The organism is Sphingobium sp. OAS761, from assembly GCF_024168485.1.
Classification (GTDB): Bacteria; Pseudomonadota; Alphaproteobacteria; order Sphingomonadales; family Sphingomonadaceae; genus Sphingobium.
Genome location: NZ_JALJVY010000023.1, coordinates 1 through 18072, shown reverse-complemented (window position 1 = coordinate 18072; position 18072 = coordinate 1). Strand labels below are relative to the sequence as shown.

11 protein-coding genes are annotated in these 18072 nt (G+C 56.5%); 8 read left to right on the top strand and 3 right to left on the bottom strand.

Going from position 1 to position 18072, the window contains the following annotated elements:
• Positions 1-362 precede the first annotated feature (362 nt).
• Positions 363-548 carry a hypothetical protein gene (locus J3E64_RS20260; protein WP_253345040.1) on the bottom strand — a complete coding sequence of 62 codons (186 nt, stop codon included), beginning with the start codon at positions 546-548 and terminating at the stop codon, positions 363-365.
• Between the two features lie 156 nt (positions 549-704).
• Between J3E64_RS20260 and J3E64_RS20255 the strand changes: the two genes are divergently transcribed.
• A complete protein-coding gene (locus J3E64_RS20255; RefSeq protein ID WP_253345038.1) occupies positions 705-1349 on the top strand; it encodes a hypothetical protein in 645 nt (214 codons plus the stop codon).
• A complete protein-coding gene (locus J3E64_RS20250; protein ID WP_253345036.1) occupies positions 1346-2860 on the top strand; it encodes a HEPN domain-containing protein in 1515 nt (504 codons plus the stop codon). Before J3E64_RS20255 ends, J3E64_RS20250 begins: the two co-directional genes overlap by 4 nt.
• On the opposite strand, the gene J3E64_RS20245 is transcribed toward J3E64_RS20250, so the two are convergent.
• Positions 2857-3072: a conjugal transfer protein TraD gene (locus J3E64_RS20245; protein WP_253345034.1), complete on the bottom strand. Its 216-nt coding sequence runs from the start codon at positions 3070-3072 to the stop codon at positions 2857-2859. The genes J3E64_RS20250 and J3E64_RS20245 overlap by 4 nt on opposite strands.
• Before the next feature lie 37 nt (positions 3073-3109).
• Entirely contained in the window at positions 3110-3415 is a 306-nt protein-coding gene (traD, locus tag J3E64_RS20240) for a conjugal transfer protein TraD (RefSeq protein WP_253345032.1), read from the bottom strand.
• Positions 3416-3588: 173 nt separating this feature from the next.
• Here traD and traA point away from each other — a divergent pair, with 173 nt between their 5' ends.
• The 6 genes from traA to J3E64_RS20770 all read left to right on the top strand — a co-directional run bounded on the left by traA (position 3589) and on the right by J3E64_RS20770 (position 18015).
• Positions 3589-6603, top strand: a complete 3015-nt coding sequence (traA, locus tag J3E64_RS20235) for a Ti-type conjugative transfer relaxase TraA (protein ID WP_253345030.1) — start codon at positions 3589-3591, stop codon at positions 6601-6603.
• Positions 6604-6618: 15 nt separating this feature from the next.
• On the top strand, positions 6619-7380 hold the full coding sequence (locus J3E64_RS20230) for a DUF6118 family protein (protein WP_301287409.1): 762 nt from the start codon (positions 6619-6621) through the stop codon (positions 7378-7380).
• A gap of 159 nt (positions 7381-7539) precedes the next feature.
• Positions 7540-9672 carry a type I secretion system permease/ATPase gene (locus tag J3E64_RS20225; protein WP_253345028.1) on the top strand — a complete coding sequence of 711 codons (2133 nt, stop codon included), beginning with the start codon at positions 7540-7542 and terminating at the stop codon, positions 9670-9672.
• Positions 9669-11060, top strand: coding sequence for an HlyD family type I secretion periplasmic adaptor subunit (locus tag J3E64_RS20220; RefSeq protein WP_253345027.1), 1392 nt, complete (start codon positions 9669-9671; stop codon positions 11058-11060). The genes J3E64_RS20225 and J3E64_RS20220 overlap by 4 nt, the downstream gene beginning before the upstream one ends.
• Positions 11061-11454: 394 nt before the next feature.
• Entirely contained in the window at positions 11455-12057 is a 603-nt protein-coding gene (locus J3E64_RS20215) for a hypothetical protein (RefSeq protein ID WP_253345026.1), read from the top strand.
• Positions 12058-18015: a calcium-binding protein gene (locus J3E64_RS20770; protein ID WP_301287408.1), complete on the top strand. Its 5958-nt coding sequence runs from the start codon at positions 12058-12060 to the stop codon at positions 18013-18015. It begins immediately after the preceding gene.
• The last annotated feature ends 57 nt before the right edge of the window (positions 18016-18072 follow it).

Sequence of the window (18072 nt, the reverse complement as noted above, 5' to 3'; positions counted from 1 at the left end):
CATGGCAATGCCCTCCAACCGGCACCCATAGATTCAGACATTCATCGCTTTGGGAATCCCCAACGTGAGTCAGGATCATTGGAGGTTGGTATTAGCTTAATCGGCCAACAACCGGATCGTTTCAAATCGGCCATTGGCGCTCAAAATGGTACGTAGATTCGCAGCATCTGAGAATATGGTCGGCTAAACGCAACGGCTGATAGGGTAAGATTCCACTTCGCACCCCCCCGTCTCACTTCGATCTCGGTCACAAGCCGGAATTGGTTCGATGACTGTGGAAAACTCATGCATTCGCAAGGGCGGCCCCGTAAACATCACCACATCGACGACCTGCCTGACAACCGCGTCACATGAAGTTTCCGTCAGGTTGAAGGCGGCCTGCCGGATTTGGCTTCACGCTCAGTTTCCATACGCTGGACCTCTTTTTCCACAAGCTTGCGGATGAACTGGGCGCGGCGGTTAGGGCCGATCAGATCGTCTATGCGCTCCGCCAAACCTTCAGGCAGACGAACAACGGTTGTTTTCACTCCAAGCGGCGGTCTTCCCATGGAAGTCTCGTAACTGACCAACGCGACCTTTCAATTGCAAGTTCTGTAAGAGATATCGGTTATTGCCAAATGATGGGTTTTCGCAATATAACCGATATCGGATAGTCTTGCAGCCGCTCTTAGCGGTCAGAAAGACGCTGCCGATGGAGGCTAGCAATGGCAAAGCTCGAACATCCTTTCAGCGAATCGAGGATCAGCACATCGAGACGCGCCTTGCTGCGTGGAATGACGATCGCGCCTGTCGCGGCATCGCTCATCACGTCGCCCTGGGCGAAGGCGCTGGCGTCGCTTCACCAGCGCTATGAGGACGAGCGCGCGACGCTTGCGCGCACGAAAGAGGGGCGGAGCATCAGCCGCTTTCGTTATCACAACGCCGAACGGCGTTGGATGCTAACGGACATAGTAGCATTCCGAGAAAGCCGCTTTACTAACCCGGCCCTGCATTTCGCAGGTTTCGTTTGCCAGCAGGCGCTATGCGCCTATCTGCTCGACGTGGGCTTTGCCGATGAATGGAACGCCCGCCATATCAAGCAGGACATCGCCAAGGCTCTGGCTTACGCCAATGCATGTGGCTTCGGCCATGACTGCCCCGACATGGCGCGGCTGGCCTCGGTTCTCTCGCCCTACTGGAAGTGGGGCTATCACTATGATGATTGGGAGGAAGACCGGCCCCAGACGGGCGGCTTCACCCCAGCCACCATCAAACCCCCTGTGCGTGCATTGCTGGATCGCGTGCATGACGTGACCGGCCACCCGCGCCCGAAGGGTTGTCGGCGTCGCCCAGAGGAGGCGCGGTCATGATGCTGCGCACCGACGCCGATCATCTGCCCGCCCCAATCCGAGATGAGCTTCTCCACGTCACCACGATCCTGTTCGAGACGTTCGAGGAGACGACCAAAGGCCGATGCTCCGAACATTTCCGGGCTGGCCGCATCCTCACCCTGATCCTGCATGGGCCGCACGCCGAAAAGGATTGGGAAGAGGTTGCGCCGGGGGAAGCTTTCCGGCTGCTGGCGATCGTCAACTATTCCCGCCTCGCCCGTAGCAAACGTGACTGGCGGCTGGTGCGTGACCGGCTGCGCCGCGCATGGGAGCATGGCGAGATCGCGCGCCCGGTGCGGTTGTCCGTGGAAAGCCTTGAGCGGATCAACAGCGCTTTGACCGAGGGCAATCCCCATTTCATCACCATCGCCGAGCGGGGCATTGCGCTCTACCAGATGGAAGGCTTGCGCCTCCAAGAGCCGCGCCGCTTTCCCGCGCGGGAACGGGCTATCCGGGGTGTTGCGGAGTTCATGCGGTCGCATAGGCGCGGCATCGGCTTTCTTGCTGGCGCGGCTTTCTATCGGAAGCGGGGCGATGCGCCGATGGCGGCGCTGATGCTGCATCAGGCGTGCGAGCATTTCTATCTGTCCGTCTTGCGATCGATCAGCCTGCACGCGCCGCGCACCCACGCGCTGGATGAACTGCGCGAGGCGGCGGAGGCGCTGGACCCGCGTCTGTGTTCGGCGTGGCCGAGAGACAGCCGGTTCGAGCGACGCGCGTTTGGGTGCATTCGCCGCGCCTACGTCGAAGCGCGCTATGGGCGATCCTACCGCATTTCGGGCGAGGAACTGTCATGGGCATTCGCGCGGGTGGAGATACTGGCAGAACGCGCGGCGTGCGCCGTCGCGGACCATCAGGCGTCGCTTGCCGCAAGCCTGCCAGCGCCGATGCTTTCGCCACCTCCGGAGCCGACGACAGCGATAGCCCTTTCCCAGCCTACCTACCGTGCGAACATGCTGCAACGGACATGGCGGATCGTGCGACGTGCTGCCCCATCACGACGCCGCTGGAATCCGCTCATTCCGGTTCGCCGTTTTTGGCGCTCGGACGGATTCAAACGCTGGATCGACCATCTGCCCTTGGCGATGGTCGGCCTGTGCCTCTTCATGGCGGGCGCGGAGGCGACGCTATGGCGGATGAAGTCCGCACAGGCCGTCCGTTCCAAACCCGCAGACATGTCCGCCGTGTTGGATTTCGATGTGCGGGCGGACACGGTGCTTGGCGCGGTCATGGACGTTGCGCAGAAGGCGGGCTACCGGGTCAAAGCGAATGAAGACATTTGGGCGGTGCGATGGACTGGAGCCTATCGCGCCAAGGCGACGACCTTCGATGCGCTGGCGGACATTCTTTATGGCTCCGGCCTGTGTCCCGCGATCCGGGAGGGCATCATCACCGTGCGCTACTGCGACAAGAGTCGCCCGCCCATCGTGGCGACGGTCGAGTATCATGCGGAGCCGGATGGCAGCGTGCGATTGTCTGTCCCGCGCTAACTGCCGTCCTGTTCCGCTTCAAAGGCACGCTTGCCTTTGCGTTGCCACAAGGCGAGCGCGGCTTTTCCCTCATCGCTCCGCAGTCTTTCTGCGACTGTTAGGAAAGCACCATAGAGCGTGGCGCGATCATCGTCGGTGAGATCGACCAGCCCCGCTTTCACGACCAGCCCTCCCAGTTCGATCAGATGCCGTGTGCGCTCGCGCCGCTTCATGACCCATTCCCTTGTGTCGCTTCGCGCCTGTGCCGCCTCAACGCGATGCCGCGCCGCTTTGGAGCGGGTGAGCGCCTTCCGGCTGTTGCTCAGATCGCGGTGCAGGCTGGCGTGCCTTGCTCTGAAAGAAGGCCGCGCCCACCTTGCGCCAGCCCTCCCTTGTCGCGGCATCCTTCATCGCGACAGCACCGAGCAACGCCCCGGCCAACAGATCAGCGTCGAGCGCGTCGGCCCCGGTTGCCGCGACCAGTTCGCCAAGCTGGCGCACACGGCGTTCCTTGATAGCCTTCGCCTTGTCGGCAAGCGCTTTCAATTCTGTATCAAAGTCCTTTGGCTTGCGCATCGTAAAGTCTCCATTGAGTGAGGATGCGCCTATGATAGAAGAAGGTAGACGGTGACGCAGTAGAGTCGCTGGGACGGGATGACACCGCCTAGTCCCTGCTCGGATTTTATTCGGGGAGGGCGCGCTTATACGTCGTGCCGACGTGCGCTCAGAGTAGTAAATGGACGATCGTTATGGCGATCTTCCATTTCTCCGTTCAGGTCATTGGCCGCGCCAGCGGTCGCAGCGCGGTCGCAGCGGCGGCCTATCGTGCTGGTGAACGCTTGCACGATGATCGCCTCGACCGCGACCATGACTTCACGAACAAGGCGGGCGTCGTCCATTCGGAAATCCTCCTGCCAGAAGGCGCGCCCGAACGCCTCTCGGATCGCGCGACTCTCTGGAACGAGGTCGAGGCGACTGAGAAGCGCAAGGACGCGCAACTAGCGCGCGAAGTCGAGTTCGCCATTCCGCGCGAGATGAACCAGCAGCAAGGCGTAGCGCTGGCAGAGGATTTCGTGCGCGCCGAGTTTGTCGATCGCGGCATGATCGCGGACCTCAATGTGCATTGGGATGTTGGCGCGGACAAACTGGCGAAGCCGCACGCCCATGTCATGCTCACCATGCGCGAAGTCGGCGAAGATGGGTTCGGCGCGAAGGTCCGCGAGTGGAACCGCACCGAACTTGTCGAGCAGTGGCGCGAGCGCTGGGCGGATCACGTCAATACTCGCCTTTCCGAACTCGACATAGACGCCCGCATAGATCACCGATCCCTTGAGGCGCAGGGCATCGAGCTTGAGCCGCAAGACAAGATCGGCCCAGCAGCCTCGCGCATGGGGGAGCGCGGTCTTGAGTCCGAGCGGATCGAGGATCACCGTGAGATCGCGCAGCGCAATGGCGAGCGCATCATCGTCGATCCTTCCGTGGCGCTCAATGCGATCACCCACCATCAGGCGACATTCACCACGCGCGACCTTGCGATGTTCGTCCACCGGCACAGCGACGGCAAGGATCAGTATGACCGGGCGATGAGCGCCGTTCGCGCGTCGCCCGATCTGATCTCCTTGGGCAAGGACGGGCGCGGCGACGACCGATTCACCAGCCGCGACATGATCGAAACCGAACAGCGGTTGCAGCGCGCTTCGGAACTGATGGTGGAGCGCGAACGGCATCGCACCGACGAGAAGGCCCGCGACGCGGCTTTGACCAACGCGGAGGGGCGCGGCTTGGAATTGACCGGCGAGCAGCGCGCGGCGTTCGAGCATGTGACGGGCGATCGGGATTTGAGCATCGTCGTGGGCTATGCCGGGACCGGCAAGAGCGCGATGCTGGGCGTGGCGCGGGAGGCGTGGGAGCGGTCGGGGTTCGAGGTGCGCGGCATGGCGCTGTCGGGCATCGCGGCGGAGGGACTGGAGAACGGCTCCGGCATTGCGTCGCGCACCATCGCCAGCATGGAATATGGCTGGGCGCAGGGGCGCGATCTTCTGACCGCCAGTGATGTGCTGGTGATCGACGAGGCGGGCATGGTCGGCACGCGCCAGATGGAGCGCGTGCTGTCCCATGCCGAAGCGGCGGGCGCAAAGGTCGTGCTGGTCGGTGACGCCGAGCAGTTGCAGGCGATCGAGGCGGGCGCGGCGTTCCGCGCGATCCATGAACGACATGGCGGCGTCGAGATCACCGAAATCCGCCGCCAGCATGAGGATTGGCAGAAGGACGCCACCCGGCATCTAGCGACCGGCAGGACTGGCGAAGCGATCCGGGCCTATGCGGATCGCGGCATGGTTCACGCGGCCCAAACGCGCGAGCAGGCGCGTACCGATCTGATCGACCGTTGGGACGCCGCGCGGCACGCCGAACCCGGCAAGACGCGGATGATCTTCACCCACACCAATGACGAGGTGCGTGACCTCAACGAGATGGCGCGCGACAAGCGCCGTGAGGCGGGCGAGCTAGGCGACGACGCGCGCGTGAAGACCTCGAACGGCGACCGCGACTTTGCATCCGGGGATCGCGTCATGTTCCGGCGCAACGAACGCAGCATGGACGTGAAGAACGGCACGCTGGGGACCATCGAGCGGGTCAACGAGCAGAGCATGACCGTGCGCACCGATGACGGGCGCTCCGTGTCGTTCGACCTCAAGGACTATCGCGACCTCGATCATGGCTATGCGGCGACGATCCACAAGACGCAGGCCGTCAGCGTCGATCGCACCCATGCGCTGGCCACGCCGGGGATGGACCGGCACGGAACCTATGTCGTTCTCACCCGCCACCGGGAGGGTGTGGACTTCCATTACGGGCGGGATGATTTTAAGGACGACTCCCGCCTTGTCCGCACCCTGTCCCGCGAGCGCGCCAAGGATATGGCGAGCGACTACGCGCGCCGCGACCCGGCGCAGCAGTTCGCCGAGCGGCGCGGAATCAGCTTTGGCGAGCGCGTTGCCGAGATCGTCAGGCCCGTGGTCGAGAAGGCGCGCGGGATCTTCGACGGCCTGCGCCTTTCGCTGCCCGGTCAGGATCGCGCGGCACCGCCCACGCCCGCGCCAGAGCGGGGCATGTTTGATGGTCTGAACCTTGGCCGTTTTGCTTCCGCACCCGTCCATGATCCAGCCCGCCAGCAGCAGCGCGAGCATGACCCGCAGCCTATGCGCGCAGGCGGCTTGCGCGGCGCGGTCGAGCGTTACGCCAAGGCCGTCGATGCGATCCGGCAGACCCGCGCGCAGGGCATCGATCCCATGCCCCACCAGCGCGAGGCGCTGGGCAAGGCGCGCGACGCTCTGGATGCGATCCGGCCCGAAGGTTCGACGGACCTCAACAGCGCGTTCCGGGCTGGCCCCGAACTGATCCGGGAGGCGGCAGAGGGACGCGGCCATGATGCCGTGCGGGCGATGCAGGCGGAGGCGGAAATCCGCATCGATCCATTCCAGCGCGCTGACAGGTTCGTGGAAGGCTGGCAGCAGTTGCAACGTCAGCATCAGGAGCTTGTGCGAGACGGCAATTTTCGGGGTGCCAAGACCACGGCGCAGCACATGGCCGACATGGCGAAAAGCCTTGAGCGCGACGCTCAGCTTGAATCGGTGCTGGGACTGCGCAGCCGAGAGCTTGGCCTTGAGATCGGTCCGGACATGGGCCGCAGCATCGGCCGCGACCTCGCCGCTTCCATCCCCTTCGATCATGGCCACGACATAAGGCGCGGCATGGAGCGCTAGAAAGGAGAAGTAACTATGGACGAACAATCCCTGTTGAACGGGCCGGAACCCCAGCCGCCGACCGGCACGGCGATGGAGGCATTCGCGCACTTGGCGGCGTGCGTGGAGGAGATGGACGCGCGGTTTGACGGGCGCTTGGCGGTGATCGCGCGCGCTCTTGAGCATATCGCCATCGAGAAGCAGAGTATCGATGTTCCCGACTACAACCCTACGCTCGCCAAGATCAACTCCGCCTTGGCCGAGATCGCTAAGCATATGAAGGCGTTTTCGCAGTCCGAAGCACTCAACATGAGCCCGGAGAGCATGGCAGAACGAATTATCGTGTCAGCAGAAGCGGCGCGGGAGACGGACAAAGCGTCCATCAAACAGGCGCAGGCGCTTCACCGCGAGGCCCATGCCGACCAGATGCGGGCCATCGGCGCGATCCGCAGCAAGGACCGGCAGCGCCGAGATATGATCTATACGGGCATAGGGACTGCACTGGCTGTCTCGCTCCTGTGGCTGCTCAATCCGGGATGGATGGCAAGCCTTGCGCCCGACGGCTGGAATTTGCCCGAAAGGTTCGCGGCCCGCACGATGGGAGAGCCGTCGCTTTGGAAGGCGGGCATTCGACTTATGCGTGCCGGAAACCCTGATGACTGGCAGGTCATCGTGGATGCCGCAGACACGGTGCGCGAAAATCGTGACGCTATCACTGCATGCGAAAGGGCGGCCGAGAAGGCCAAGGATTCAGTACGATGTGAAATCATTATCCCGCCGCCATATCCGGCAGGATAACCGAAGCTTTCGGCTGCAGCGGAATTATTTCAACGCTAGACAGAGGCGATTTGGCGTAAACGCTTTGGTTACCAACGTTATCGGTTGTGATCCTTTGAAGGCCATGAAATACTTAATTGTTGGTACAGGGGTGTGCCACTGGGTCGAAGTGGGGGTTGGGTGGCGGACGCTGCTGAAACGATCGAAAGCGGCGTGCGCGCTCTGGCAACGTTGTTAGCAATACATAAAATCGCCGTCGCTCCCGAGCAGTTACGACATGAACTGGGCCATCATAAGCCTCTTCAGTCGCAGGACATTCTAAGACTGGCCCAACGTCAGCGCGGCGTTCGTGTGAAGTCCGCCTCCATCGACTTTGACAAGCTCGTCCGACAACCTCTCCCCGCACTGGCAAATGGGCGAGAGGGTTGGTTTCTGATCGGCAAGGTGAACGATAGCGAGGCCTTGATACAACGTCCTGATCGCGACGTGGAAAAACTGTCCCGCGAAGCGCTCGAAGCAATCTGGTCGGGCGAAATCATCCTGCTCACGACTAGAGAAAGCGTTGGCGGGGCTGTGGGGCGCTTCGATATCCGCTGGTTTATCCCTCAAATCGTTCGCTATCGAAAATTGATTGGTGAAGTGCTTTTAATTACCCTTGCTATCAACATCCTCGGATTAGCAGCGCCCCTTTTTTTCCAGAATGTGATCGACAAGGTCTTGGTCCATAACACTTTGGCCACGCTTCAAGTTCTCTCAATCGGGTTCGTCGCTGTTTCACTTTGGGAGGTTGTCTTTGGTTGGCTCAGAACCCGCCTCTATTCCGAAACAAGTCAAAAGCTTGATGTTGAACTGGGCTCCAAGCTCTTTCGGCACTTACTCGGACTTCCTCTTTCTTACTTCGAGGGTCGTCGCGTCGGCGATACGGTGACGCGCGTTCGCCAGCTTGAATCCATCCGAGAGTTTCTCACCAATGCCTCTTTATCAGTGTTGGTGGACCCTCTATTCACGGTCGTTTTCCTGATCGCTATGTGGATTTATTCAACAACCCTTTTCTGGATCGTAGCAGCCACTATCCCTGCTTATGTCGCCGTGTCGATACTGGTGACGGGTCCTTTGAGAAATCGTCTCGATGAGAAATTCGAACGCGGTTCGGCGAACAACGCCCTTCTGGTCGAAAGTGTTTCTGGCATGCAGACGATCAAGGCGTCCGCTGTAGAACCTCAATGGCAGGAGCGCTGGGAACGTCAACTGGCAGGATACAGCGCTGCGAACCAGCGTGTGATAAACCTTGGCAACACCGGTAGTCAGGCCGTTCAGCTAATTTCGAAGCTTAGCTTGGCAGCCATATTATTTTTTGGCGCTCAAGAGGTCATCGCCGGCGCCATGACGGTGGGGGCCTTGGTCGCATTTAACATGTTCTCTCAGCGCGTATCTGGCCCGGTCATTCGCATGGCGCAGCTCTGGCAGGATTTTCAGCAGGTCCGGCTTTCAGTCGACCGACTGGGAGATATCCTCAATAAACCAGTCGAGCCAGGCTTGGCCTCCCGTATGGCGCTTCCGGAAATCAAGGGCGAAGTGCGCTTTGAAGACGTGAAATTTCGATATGGACTAGATGGCCCCTGGACGCTCGAGGACATTAACATTCACTTGCCGGCCGGCGGCACACTGGGAATTGCAGGCTCCTCTGGATCTGGCAAGTCAACCCTGACAAAGCTTCTGCAACGGCTCTACACGCCCGCGTCGGGACGAATATTGATCGACGGCGTCGATATCGCCCAAATCGATCCGGCATGGCTACGCCGACAAATCGGTGTGGTTCTTCAGGAAAACCTTCTTTTCAACCGATCGATCCGTGAGAATATTGCGCTAGCCAATCCTGCCCTCCCGCTGGATCAGGTGATGGCCGCTGCACAGCTTGCGGGAGCACATGAATTCGTGGTCGGATTACCGCAAGGCTACGACACAATCATCGAAGAGCGCGGGGTCAACCTTTCGGGCGGACAGAGGCAGCGGCTCGCGATTGCTCGGGCCCTCGTCACCCAGCCTCGAATTCTCATTTTGGATGAAGCTACCTCCGCGCTTGACGCGGAAAGCGAAGAGATCATCCAACGCAATCTCCGAGCTATGGCACGTGGGAGAACGGTCCTCATCATCGCCCACAGACTTTCCGCCATTCGACAATGCGACCGTATCATCGCCCTCGAAAAAGGTCGTATCGTGGAAGTCGGCACACACGACGAACTGCTCCGAAAAGGAGGGCGCTATGCGGGCCTGCATCACCGCCAGATGGGTCTAGGGGAGGGCGTCGCATGAACTCGATCGCTCAACACTGGAACAGCGTTCGCGCCGCCTTAGCCGACGAAAAACATCGTGCTAAATCCCTTATGCGGGTAGACGATGTCTCTTTCCTTCCTGCGGCCCTTGAGATTATCGAGCAACCTGTGTCGCCTACCGCGCGAGCTACTGCTTGGGTTATGCTGACAGGTTTGGCACTCACAATGCTTTGGTTGACCTTCGGCACGGTCGATGTGGTCGCCTCGGCACCAGGGCGTTTAGTGCCAGCAGACAACGTCAAACTGGTGCAGCCAGCCGAAGCCGGCATTGTACGAGCGATTCTAGTTCGTGACGGTCAAGCCGTTCGCAAAGGTCAACTTTTAGTGGAACTTGATCCTACCGTATCCGCCGCCGAGGCCATTCAGGCGGAAGCGGCACTGCAAACGGCGCTTCTCGACATTGCAAGAGCTAAGGCCATACTATCTTCCTTGAACGGCGGTGGGTTCAAGTTCATTCCCCCTCAAGGGACAGCGCCCCAGCTGGCCGCAACCCAACAATCGCTGGCTGCTGCCGAACTTGCCGGTATCGAAGCATCGGTATCAGGCCGCAGCGCAGATTTACAGGCGGCCCATGCCGCTCGTTCAGAAGCGCTAGTGCAAGCAGCGAAGCTGTCCGAAACCATTCCACTCATCGATGAACAACTCCAAGCCTATGAAGGCCTGCTTGCGAAAGGCTATGCCGCAAAATTAAAAGTGATCGAAATGAGGCGGCAACGCTTTTCTACGATCCGCGACCGCGATGCTGCCCTAGAAACTGCACGTAAGGCCCAAGCCCAATCCGCCAGCGCGTCAAGCACCATGGCGCAGAGCAAGGCAGAGGCCCGGGCACGCGTACTCAGCAATCTCGCAAAAGCTGAAGCTGAAGCGAAACTGCGGAGGGAAGAAATGACCAAGAGCGCTCAACGCAGCAGATTGCAACGTCTAGTTTCTCCAGTCGATGGCACAGTGGCGCAATTGTCGGTCCACACAATCGGCGGTGTAGTCGAACCGACGAAACCGATCATGGTAATAGTTCCCAAAGGCGGCAGCTTGGTAGCAGAGGTAAAAATCCTGAACAAGGATGTTGGGTTTGTGAAGGAAGGTCAGCCCGTATCCGTGAAACTCGAGGCTTTTCCCTTCACTCGATATGGAACTGTAGTCGGCCATGTAGAGAGCTTAGGCTCAGATGCAATTGAAGATGAAACGCTTGGATTGGTATATCCGGCTCGGGTGTGGCTTTCGGGCAATATAAAACGAGGGAATAACGCCATCAACGCAAGTCCCGGAATGGCGGCAACAGCTGATATAAAGACAGGGAAGCGCACCATCCTTAGCTACTTGACCAGCCCTATATCGGAAGCGACCGAAAGTTCTTTGCGAGAAAGATAACCATCGCGTATTGCGGCATAAGGATTTCGATCATGAGCACGTCAAAAATTTTGCGCAACATTCCTGATGTAACAGCTAAAACCTTGCTTGAAATTTTCAAAAAAGAACATCCTATTGAAGTAGAAAATTGAAAACCTATTGAAATTAAGGGCAGAGACATTGCAATTGACGAGCTTTCAACGATTGGCACTTTTGTTCGCCGTTTCATAAAAGATAGATCATCCTATTCCGACAGCATGGATATATTATCCATCTGGATGCGAATGAGATATCTATTGATAACTAAGGAATTAGGACTGCCTGCATACTCTAGGAGCTAAAAATGGCTGTCGTCATATTTCTGGATGCAGTTACGCGACGCTAATTCAATGCAAATTTGCGAAGGATGAAATCTATGACGATTGATTCATGCGCCATTGAGATTAAACGAGCCTATCTTCATGATATGGGCGGATTTTTCAACCTCCCAGATGATGAGCCGATACCCCTGGTAGAATGGGTCGAGTTTTCGCACGACAATGTGCGCGACTATATTGATATTTTTTTGAAAACACATGAATTTGATTCAGAAAAATTATGCGATCGTGTAATACAACTTTTATCTCAAGATTTTATTTCACTCAATACTGGATCTGGCGACGGAATTTCTCCAAAAAGAATTCTTCAATTTATCAAAGATAGTGGATTTTATTATCTAAAAAGAGGGGAAGCAGCGCCTCTAGCGGAATTTTCTATCGGATCCAGTTTTGGCAATATTTCTACTTGTATAAGTCGAGATTTCAAAAAGAATTTTCCGAGAACGGTTGAATTTTCACGGTCCAAAAATTACGCAGCAAATTCTGAAAATTTAAGAATCCACACCGCATACATTGGAGACCAATTGGAGTCTTTTGCTTGGTCTGCGTACGGATATCTAATCAAATCTATGCCTGTTCCTGATAGAGCTTTGGCTCTCCATAACGCGTTTCTGGATCTTCGCCCTACCGAGGAGGCGTAAATGCCGAACATTATTGTTGTAGATAGCGGATTTCTTGTGGCAGGCCTGAAGGTTGGCCAAAGCGCAGGAACCGGCACCGAGTTCATAGACCGGTTTGTGGAATCGAGCCAATTTTCAGGTGATCGGCTGGTAATTAATGATGTCAATCTCGGAGAGTTTCTCGACCCCAGACTTCCTACTGCGGAATGGAATGCTCGGTACAATTGGTGGAACCAAAACTCTCAGTATTTTGACTATATGCCAGTTGATGATACTGGAAAATACAGTTCCAACAAGGGCGAGCACTCCATAGTAGATGATACGATAAGAAAAATATCCGATTTAGAAGGAACAGACAATCTTAAAATTGCGACGGTCGATGATTGGCTAAGGAAGGAAATATCTGGCCCTTTATTCGATGGCACATATAGATTCGATAGAGATAGGCAAATTCTAGACTGGAATAGCTTCTATCGCGATGAATTAATGCTTGATCGGCAAGGGGTTATAGATAGCTATGATCGCTTTAGGACGGCGCTACCTAACTCTGGCGAAACGGGCGTAAACGGATCGCTGTTGAAAAATCAGAAAAGTGGCACTTCTTTATACAGCCCCGAGACGGCTTGGTCTGGCACAGACAAAATGAGGAGTGGGTTGGCCGACTTGCATGAAAGCATCGGCACAAATCCATATCAGAGTTTTGCGGATATGTCGCCGGCTGGCAAAGCCTACTGGTTTACAAAATCCCTTGAAGCCGTCGCATTATTAACGATTCCGGTCGATGGCTATTTTACTCGCGAGCAGATTCTGGATGCCCTCAGAAAGGGAGACCGCCAGCAGGCGAACGAACTCTTGGGAGGCTATATCGGCAGGGCTTTCGGTGGCGCGTTCTTGGGAGTTCTAACGGCGGCAGCTTTCGCCACATTGCCGGGCATGATTTTAGGAGGACTTTTAGGGGCCTATTACGGTGTAGAAATAGGCGGCGATTTGGGCGAATGGCTATTCGGGAAAACCGTGAATTTCCCGTTTGACGCGATTGATGCCTTGGATGCTCTAGGCGACCTTTTGCGACACTTTCGCTCTGATCCACTCGTAATTGATTTGGATGGTGATGGCGTCACACTTATTGCTTTGGAAGGAAGCAATACAAGATTTGACATCGACGGGGATGGGGCGGTCGAGCGCGTCGGTTGGGCGGGTCCCAATGACGGCCTGTTGGTGCTTGATGATAATCAGAACGCCACCGTGGACGGTATTAACGAGCTCATCGGCAATACCCATGTGGACGGCTTTGACGAACTGGCGACATTAGACACCAACGCCGACGGCAAGATTGATCAGCAGGACACTGATTTCTCCAAGCTACTCATTTGGCGGGATGCGAACGGAGATGGAATTTCCTCTTCCAGTGAGTTGCTTACACCAACTCAGGCAGGGATCGCAAGTTTCAACTTGAGCTACACAAATTCAGGAAATGAAATAGGCGGCAGCGTGATCGCACGTGTTGGTAGTTACACTCTTATCGCTGGCGGGCAACGTGCCATGGCGAGTGTGCAATTCGCAACCGATGAGACGGTCACCCGGCCTACACTTCCTGAAGACGCTGATCTGGAAACTATCGCTACGCTACCCAACCTTGGAGGCTATGGGCCAATTGCAGATTTGCGTACCTCCATGTTTCACGATGCAACTCTTGAGGCAATGGTTGTAGATCTCGCGACTGGAGATCATGACTTTGAAACATTCGAAGATTTCCTGCGTGGCGGCTTCCTCGACATTTTGTACAGGTGGGCCAGCATCGATATGGGTGCCCCTAGCGAGACAGATGCGACTCTCAGAGAAAAGCTAATAGAAGCATTAACGGGGGAATCCCTGTTCGAAATGAGCGCTGGCCAGCAGGATCGGATCGACGATGTCTGGGATAGCATTATCGGAAAATTCGGCGTTGGTTTTTTGGTACAAGCAGCAAATAGGACTCAAAATCTAATAATTAATGATCTCGGCCAGACCGTATCCGAACTTGACATTAATGATCCAGATTATTTTGCTGAATTGTCAGCCGAAGCAGAGGCCGCTTTAAATGATATCGAAAATATAGATTTAGCGTATTCTTACTTAAATAAATTTTCAGAACTATCATTGGATTTAAATAGCGGGACAGTGTCTGGCGATTTTGATGCTTTTGCACGAGCATTTATCGAAGATCAGCCCTCTTATTCATTCATGTCTGCAGTGTCTGGAGGTGGAGGTCCGCCCCCCTCCCCCCCTCCACACCGTAACGGCTTCTCTATCGGGTCGATTGTAGTTCAAGAGGAAGAACCCGAGCCGGAGCCGGGGCCGCACCATCCATGGCTAATTTGGTATGAGCAAGAAGGCTCCCTTCTATTCAACGTCGCGGCGGCGATGGGGATCGGCGCTGAATATGTGAAAAATGTGACCGGATGGCAGTGGCTCATGAAGCTACAAGCTGAGGTTGTCGGAACTTCCGGCGACGATATACTGAGCGAAATCGTCTCAACCGTTACCTACATGTCAATAAATTCGGCGCCTGATGGAGGAACGCTATATCCGGTTCAAACTAACCAAACCCGTGATCAGCGACTGTATGGCTTTGAAGGCAACGATGAACTGAGAGGCAACGATAGTGCGGATACACTTGTCGGCGGCATCGGAAATGACCTCCTTATGGGTGGTTCCGGCAGCGACATGTACGTCTACTCGGCTGGTGACGGTCTGGATCGCATCACAGAAGAAGCCGGCGATGATGATGCAGTCTTCTTTTCGTCCGAGCTTAAGTTGGACGACCTTCAAGTCATTCGGCTATCCGGAACCAATGATCTACAACTTCATTTTGGCGACACCTCGAAAGGCATCATATTAACGAACCAGATCAACTTAGGAGGATTTGGAGTCGAGAGATTCAACTTCGTCGGGACAGGTCCAATTGATGCCGGTGACGTCGCCACCATCTATCTTCGTTCGTTCAGTACGGAGAACAAGGACATTATCACCGGAACAGCAGCTGGAGAAGACATAGCCGGACTTGGCGGTAACGACACTATTTCAGGCGTGGATGGGGATGATTTCATTTCCGGTGCTAGTGGCAATGATTTTCTAGCGGGTGGTAACGGGGCAGATCGCCTCGAAGGCGGAACCGGCAATGATATCATATCAGGAGGCGATCATAACGACACCCTGACCGGTGGTACCGGCAACGACGTGCTCTATGGCAACCATGGCGATGACACCTATGTCTTCAATGTCGGTGATGGTCAGGACGTTATCACCGACGATGGTTGGGGCAATGAAACCATCCAGCTCGGCGCTGGCACTCTGACGGGCGATGTCACCGTTTCCCAGGCCGATAACGGCACCGATCTGGTACTGACCTTCGCCGGCTCTGATGATCGCATCACCATCAACGACACCATGACAAATGGGCAGCGGCGTATCGAGCGCGTGACCTTTGCGGACGGAACCGTATGGACGCACGCTGATCTGGTTGCCCGCTCCCTTCTCGCGGCTTCGGGCGATAACGTCTTTTATGGCAGCTATGACGGCGAAGCGCTCAGCGGCGGCGCAGGCAATGACGTTCTGATCGCTCGCGATGGAAATGATGTTGTCACCGGTGGCACCGGCAACGACATGCTCTATGGCAACCATGGCGATGACACTTATGTCTTCAATGTCGGTGACGGGCAGGATGTTATCACCGACGATGGTTGGGGCAATGAAACCATCCAGCTCGGCGCTGGCATTCTGACGGGCGATGTCACAGTTTCCCAGGCCGATAACGGCACCGATCTGGTACTGACCTTCGCCGGCTCTGATGATCGCATCACCATCAACGACACCATGACAAATGGGCAGCGGCGTATCGAGCGCGTGACCTTTGCGGACGGAACCGTATGGACGCACGCTGATCTGGTCACCCGCTCCCTTCTTTCGGCTTCGGGCGATAACGTCTTTTATGGCAGCTATGATGGCGAGGCGCTCAGCGGCGGCGCAGGCAACGACATTCTGATCGCCCGCGATGGAAATGATGTTGTCACCGGTGGCACCGGCAACGACATGCTCTATGGCAACCATGGCGATGACACTTATGTCTTCAATGTCGGTGACGGGCAGGATGTTATCACCGACGATGGTTGGGGCAATGAAACCATCCAGCTCGGCGCTGGCATTCTGACGGGCGATGTCACAGTTTCCCAGGCCGATAACGGCACCGATCTGGTACTGACCTTCGCCGGCTCTGATGATCGCATCACCATCAACGACACCATGACAAATGGGCAGCGGCGTATCGAGCGCGTGACCTTTGCGGACGGCACTATTTGGACTCATGATGACCTGGTAGCACGCATCAGCGTCCCCGGAACGGACGAGATCCTCACAGGGACGAGTTCAGCTGACATCCTCGCAGGCGGCAGCGGCAATGATAACCTGATTGGATTGGCTGGGGCCGACACTCTCGAAGGCGGCATCGGCAACGACTATCTGCGAGGTGGCGATCATGGTGACACATACGTTTTCAATCTCGGCGACGGGCAGGATCTCGTTTATGATGGTGGCCAAGGTGGCGAAGACATCGTTCAGTTTGGCGCAGGCGTCCTACCTTCTGACATCACAATAGTTCAGGCGGACAATGGAAATGATCTGGTCCTACTGATCGCCGGAACTAACGATCGCATCACGCTCGATAACACCATGCAAAATTGGGACGGTCGCATCGAGAAAGTGACCTTTGCCGACGGGACGGTTTGGACCCACGCCGACCTCATGACGCGATCGATGTTGGACAACGGTGGCGAAAATATCTTTAATGGAAGTTCTGACACAGATACGCTGTTTGGCGGCGCAGGCGATGATAGGCTCTATGGCCGTTCCAGCAACGACATCCTCGAAGGCGGCGTCGGCAATGACTATCTCAGTGGTGGAGATCATGGCGACACCTATGTCTTCCATGCCGGCGATGGTCAGGATGTAGTCTATGACGGTGGCCAGGGAGGTGAGGACGTCGTTCAATTTGGCGTGGGTATCCTGCCATCCGACGTAACGGTCATGCAGGCTGACAACGGGAATGATCTCGTCCTCCTGATCGACGGGACTGAAGATCGGGTAACACTTGATAACACCATGCAGAATTGGGATGGCCGCATCGAGAAAGTCACCTTTGCCAACGGGGCGGTTTGGACCCACGCCGACCTTATGACACGATCGATGTTGGATAACGGCGGTGAAGATATCTTCAACGGAAGTTCTGACCAGGACACGCTTTTGGGCGGCGCGGGGAATGACACGCTTATTGGTCGCTCTAGCAACGATATCTTGGAAGGTGGCACCGGTAATGACTATCTCAGCGGCGGCGACCATGACGACAGCTATATTTTCAACCTCGGCGATGGCCAGGATACCATTTATGATGGTGGCCCTGGAGGCAACGACGAACTGAAATTTGGCGCGGGTATCCTGCCCTCCGACATTACGGTGATGCAGGCTGATAATGGCAATGACCTAGTCATATTGATCGCAGGAACCAACGATCGGGTAACCATCGATAATGGCTTGAACGATTGGTGGGGCCGGATCGAGAAAGTGTCTTTTGCCGATGGGACGATATGGACCTTCACTGAGATACTTACCCGTTCGATGGCCGATAAAGCTGGCGACAATATTTTTAGCGGCAGCGCCGATTCAGACACGCTTCTTGGCGGCGCAGGGAACGACACGCTTATTGGCCGTTCTGGCAATGATATCCTCGAAGGCGGCACCGGTAATGATTATCTTAGCGGCGGCGACCACGACGATAGCTATATTTTCAACCTCGGCGATGGCCAGGATACCATTTATGATGGCGGCCCTGGGGGCAATGACGAACTGAAATTTGGCACGGGTATCCTCCCGTCTGACATCACGGTTCTCCAAGCCGAAAATGGGAACGACCTAGGCTCAGGACTCATTGATCGAGCCAGAAGATGACGGTTGCGGCGATGCAGATAGCGGACATGAAGGTGTGCGCGCAGCGATCGTAGCGGG

Coding starts and splice junctions, on each gene's coding strand:
- traD (WP_253345032.1), bottom strand. CDS start 3,415: ATGCGCAAGCCAAAGGACTTTGATACAGAATTGAAAGCGCTTGCCGAC.
- J3E64_RS20260 (WP_253345040.1), bottom strand. CDS start 548: ATGGGAAGACCGCCGCTTGGAGTGAAAACAACCGTTGTTCGTCTGCCT.
- J3E64_RS20215 (WP_253345026.1), top strand. CDS start 11,455: ATGACGATTGATTCATGCGCCATTGAGATTAAACGAGCCTATCTTCAT.
- J3E64_RS20250 (WP_253345036.1), top strand. CDS start 1,346: ATGATGCTGCGCACCGACGCCGATCATCTGCCCGCCCCAATCCGAGAT.
- traA (WP_253345030.1), top strand. CDS start 3,589: ATGGCGATCTTCCATTTCTCCGTTCAGGTCATTGGCCGCGCCAGCGGT.
- J3E64_RS20230 (WP_301287409.1), top strand. CDS start 6,619: ATGGACGAACAATCCCTGTTGAACGGGCCGGAACCCCAGCCGCCGACC.
- J3E64_RS20255 (WP_253345038.1), top strand. CDS start 705: ATGGCAAAGCTCGAACATCCTTTCAGCGAATCGAGGATCAGCACATCG.
- J3E64_RS20770 (WP_301287408.1), top strand. CDS start 12,058: ATGCCGAACATTATTGTTGTAGATAGCGGATTTCTTGTGGCAGGCCTG.
- J3E64_RS20245 (WP_253345034.1), bottom strand. CDS start 3,072: ATGAAGCGGCGCGAGCGCACACGGCATCTGATCGAACTGGGAGGGCTG.
- J3E64_RS20220 (WP_253345027.1), top strand. CDS start 9,669: ATGAACTCGATCGCTCAACACTGGAACAGCGTTCGCGCCGCCTTAGCC.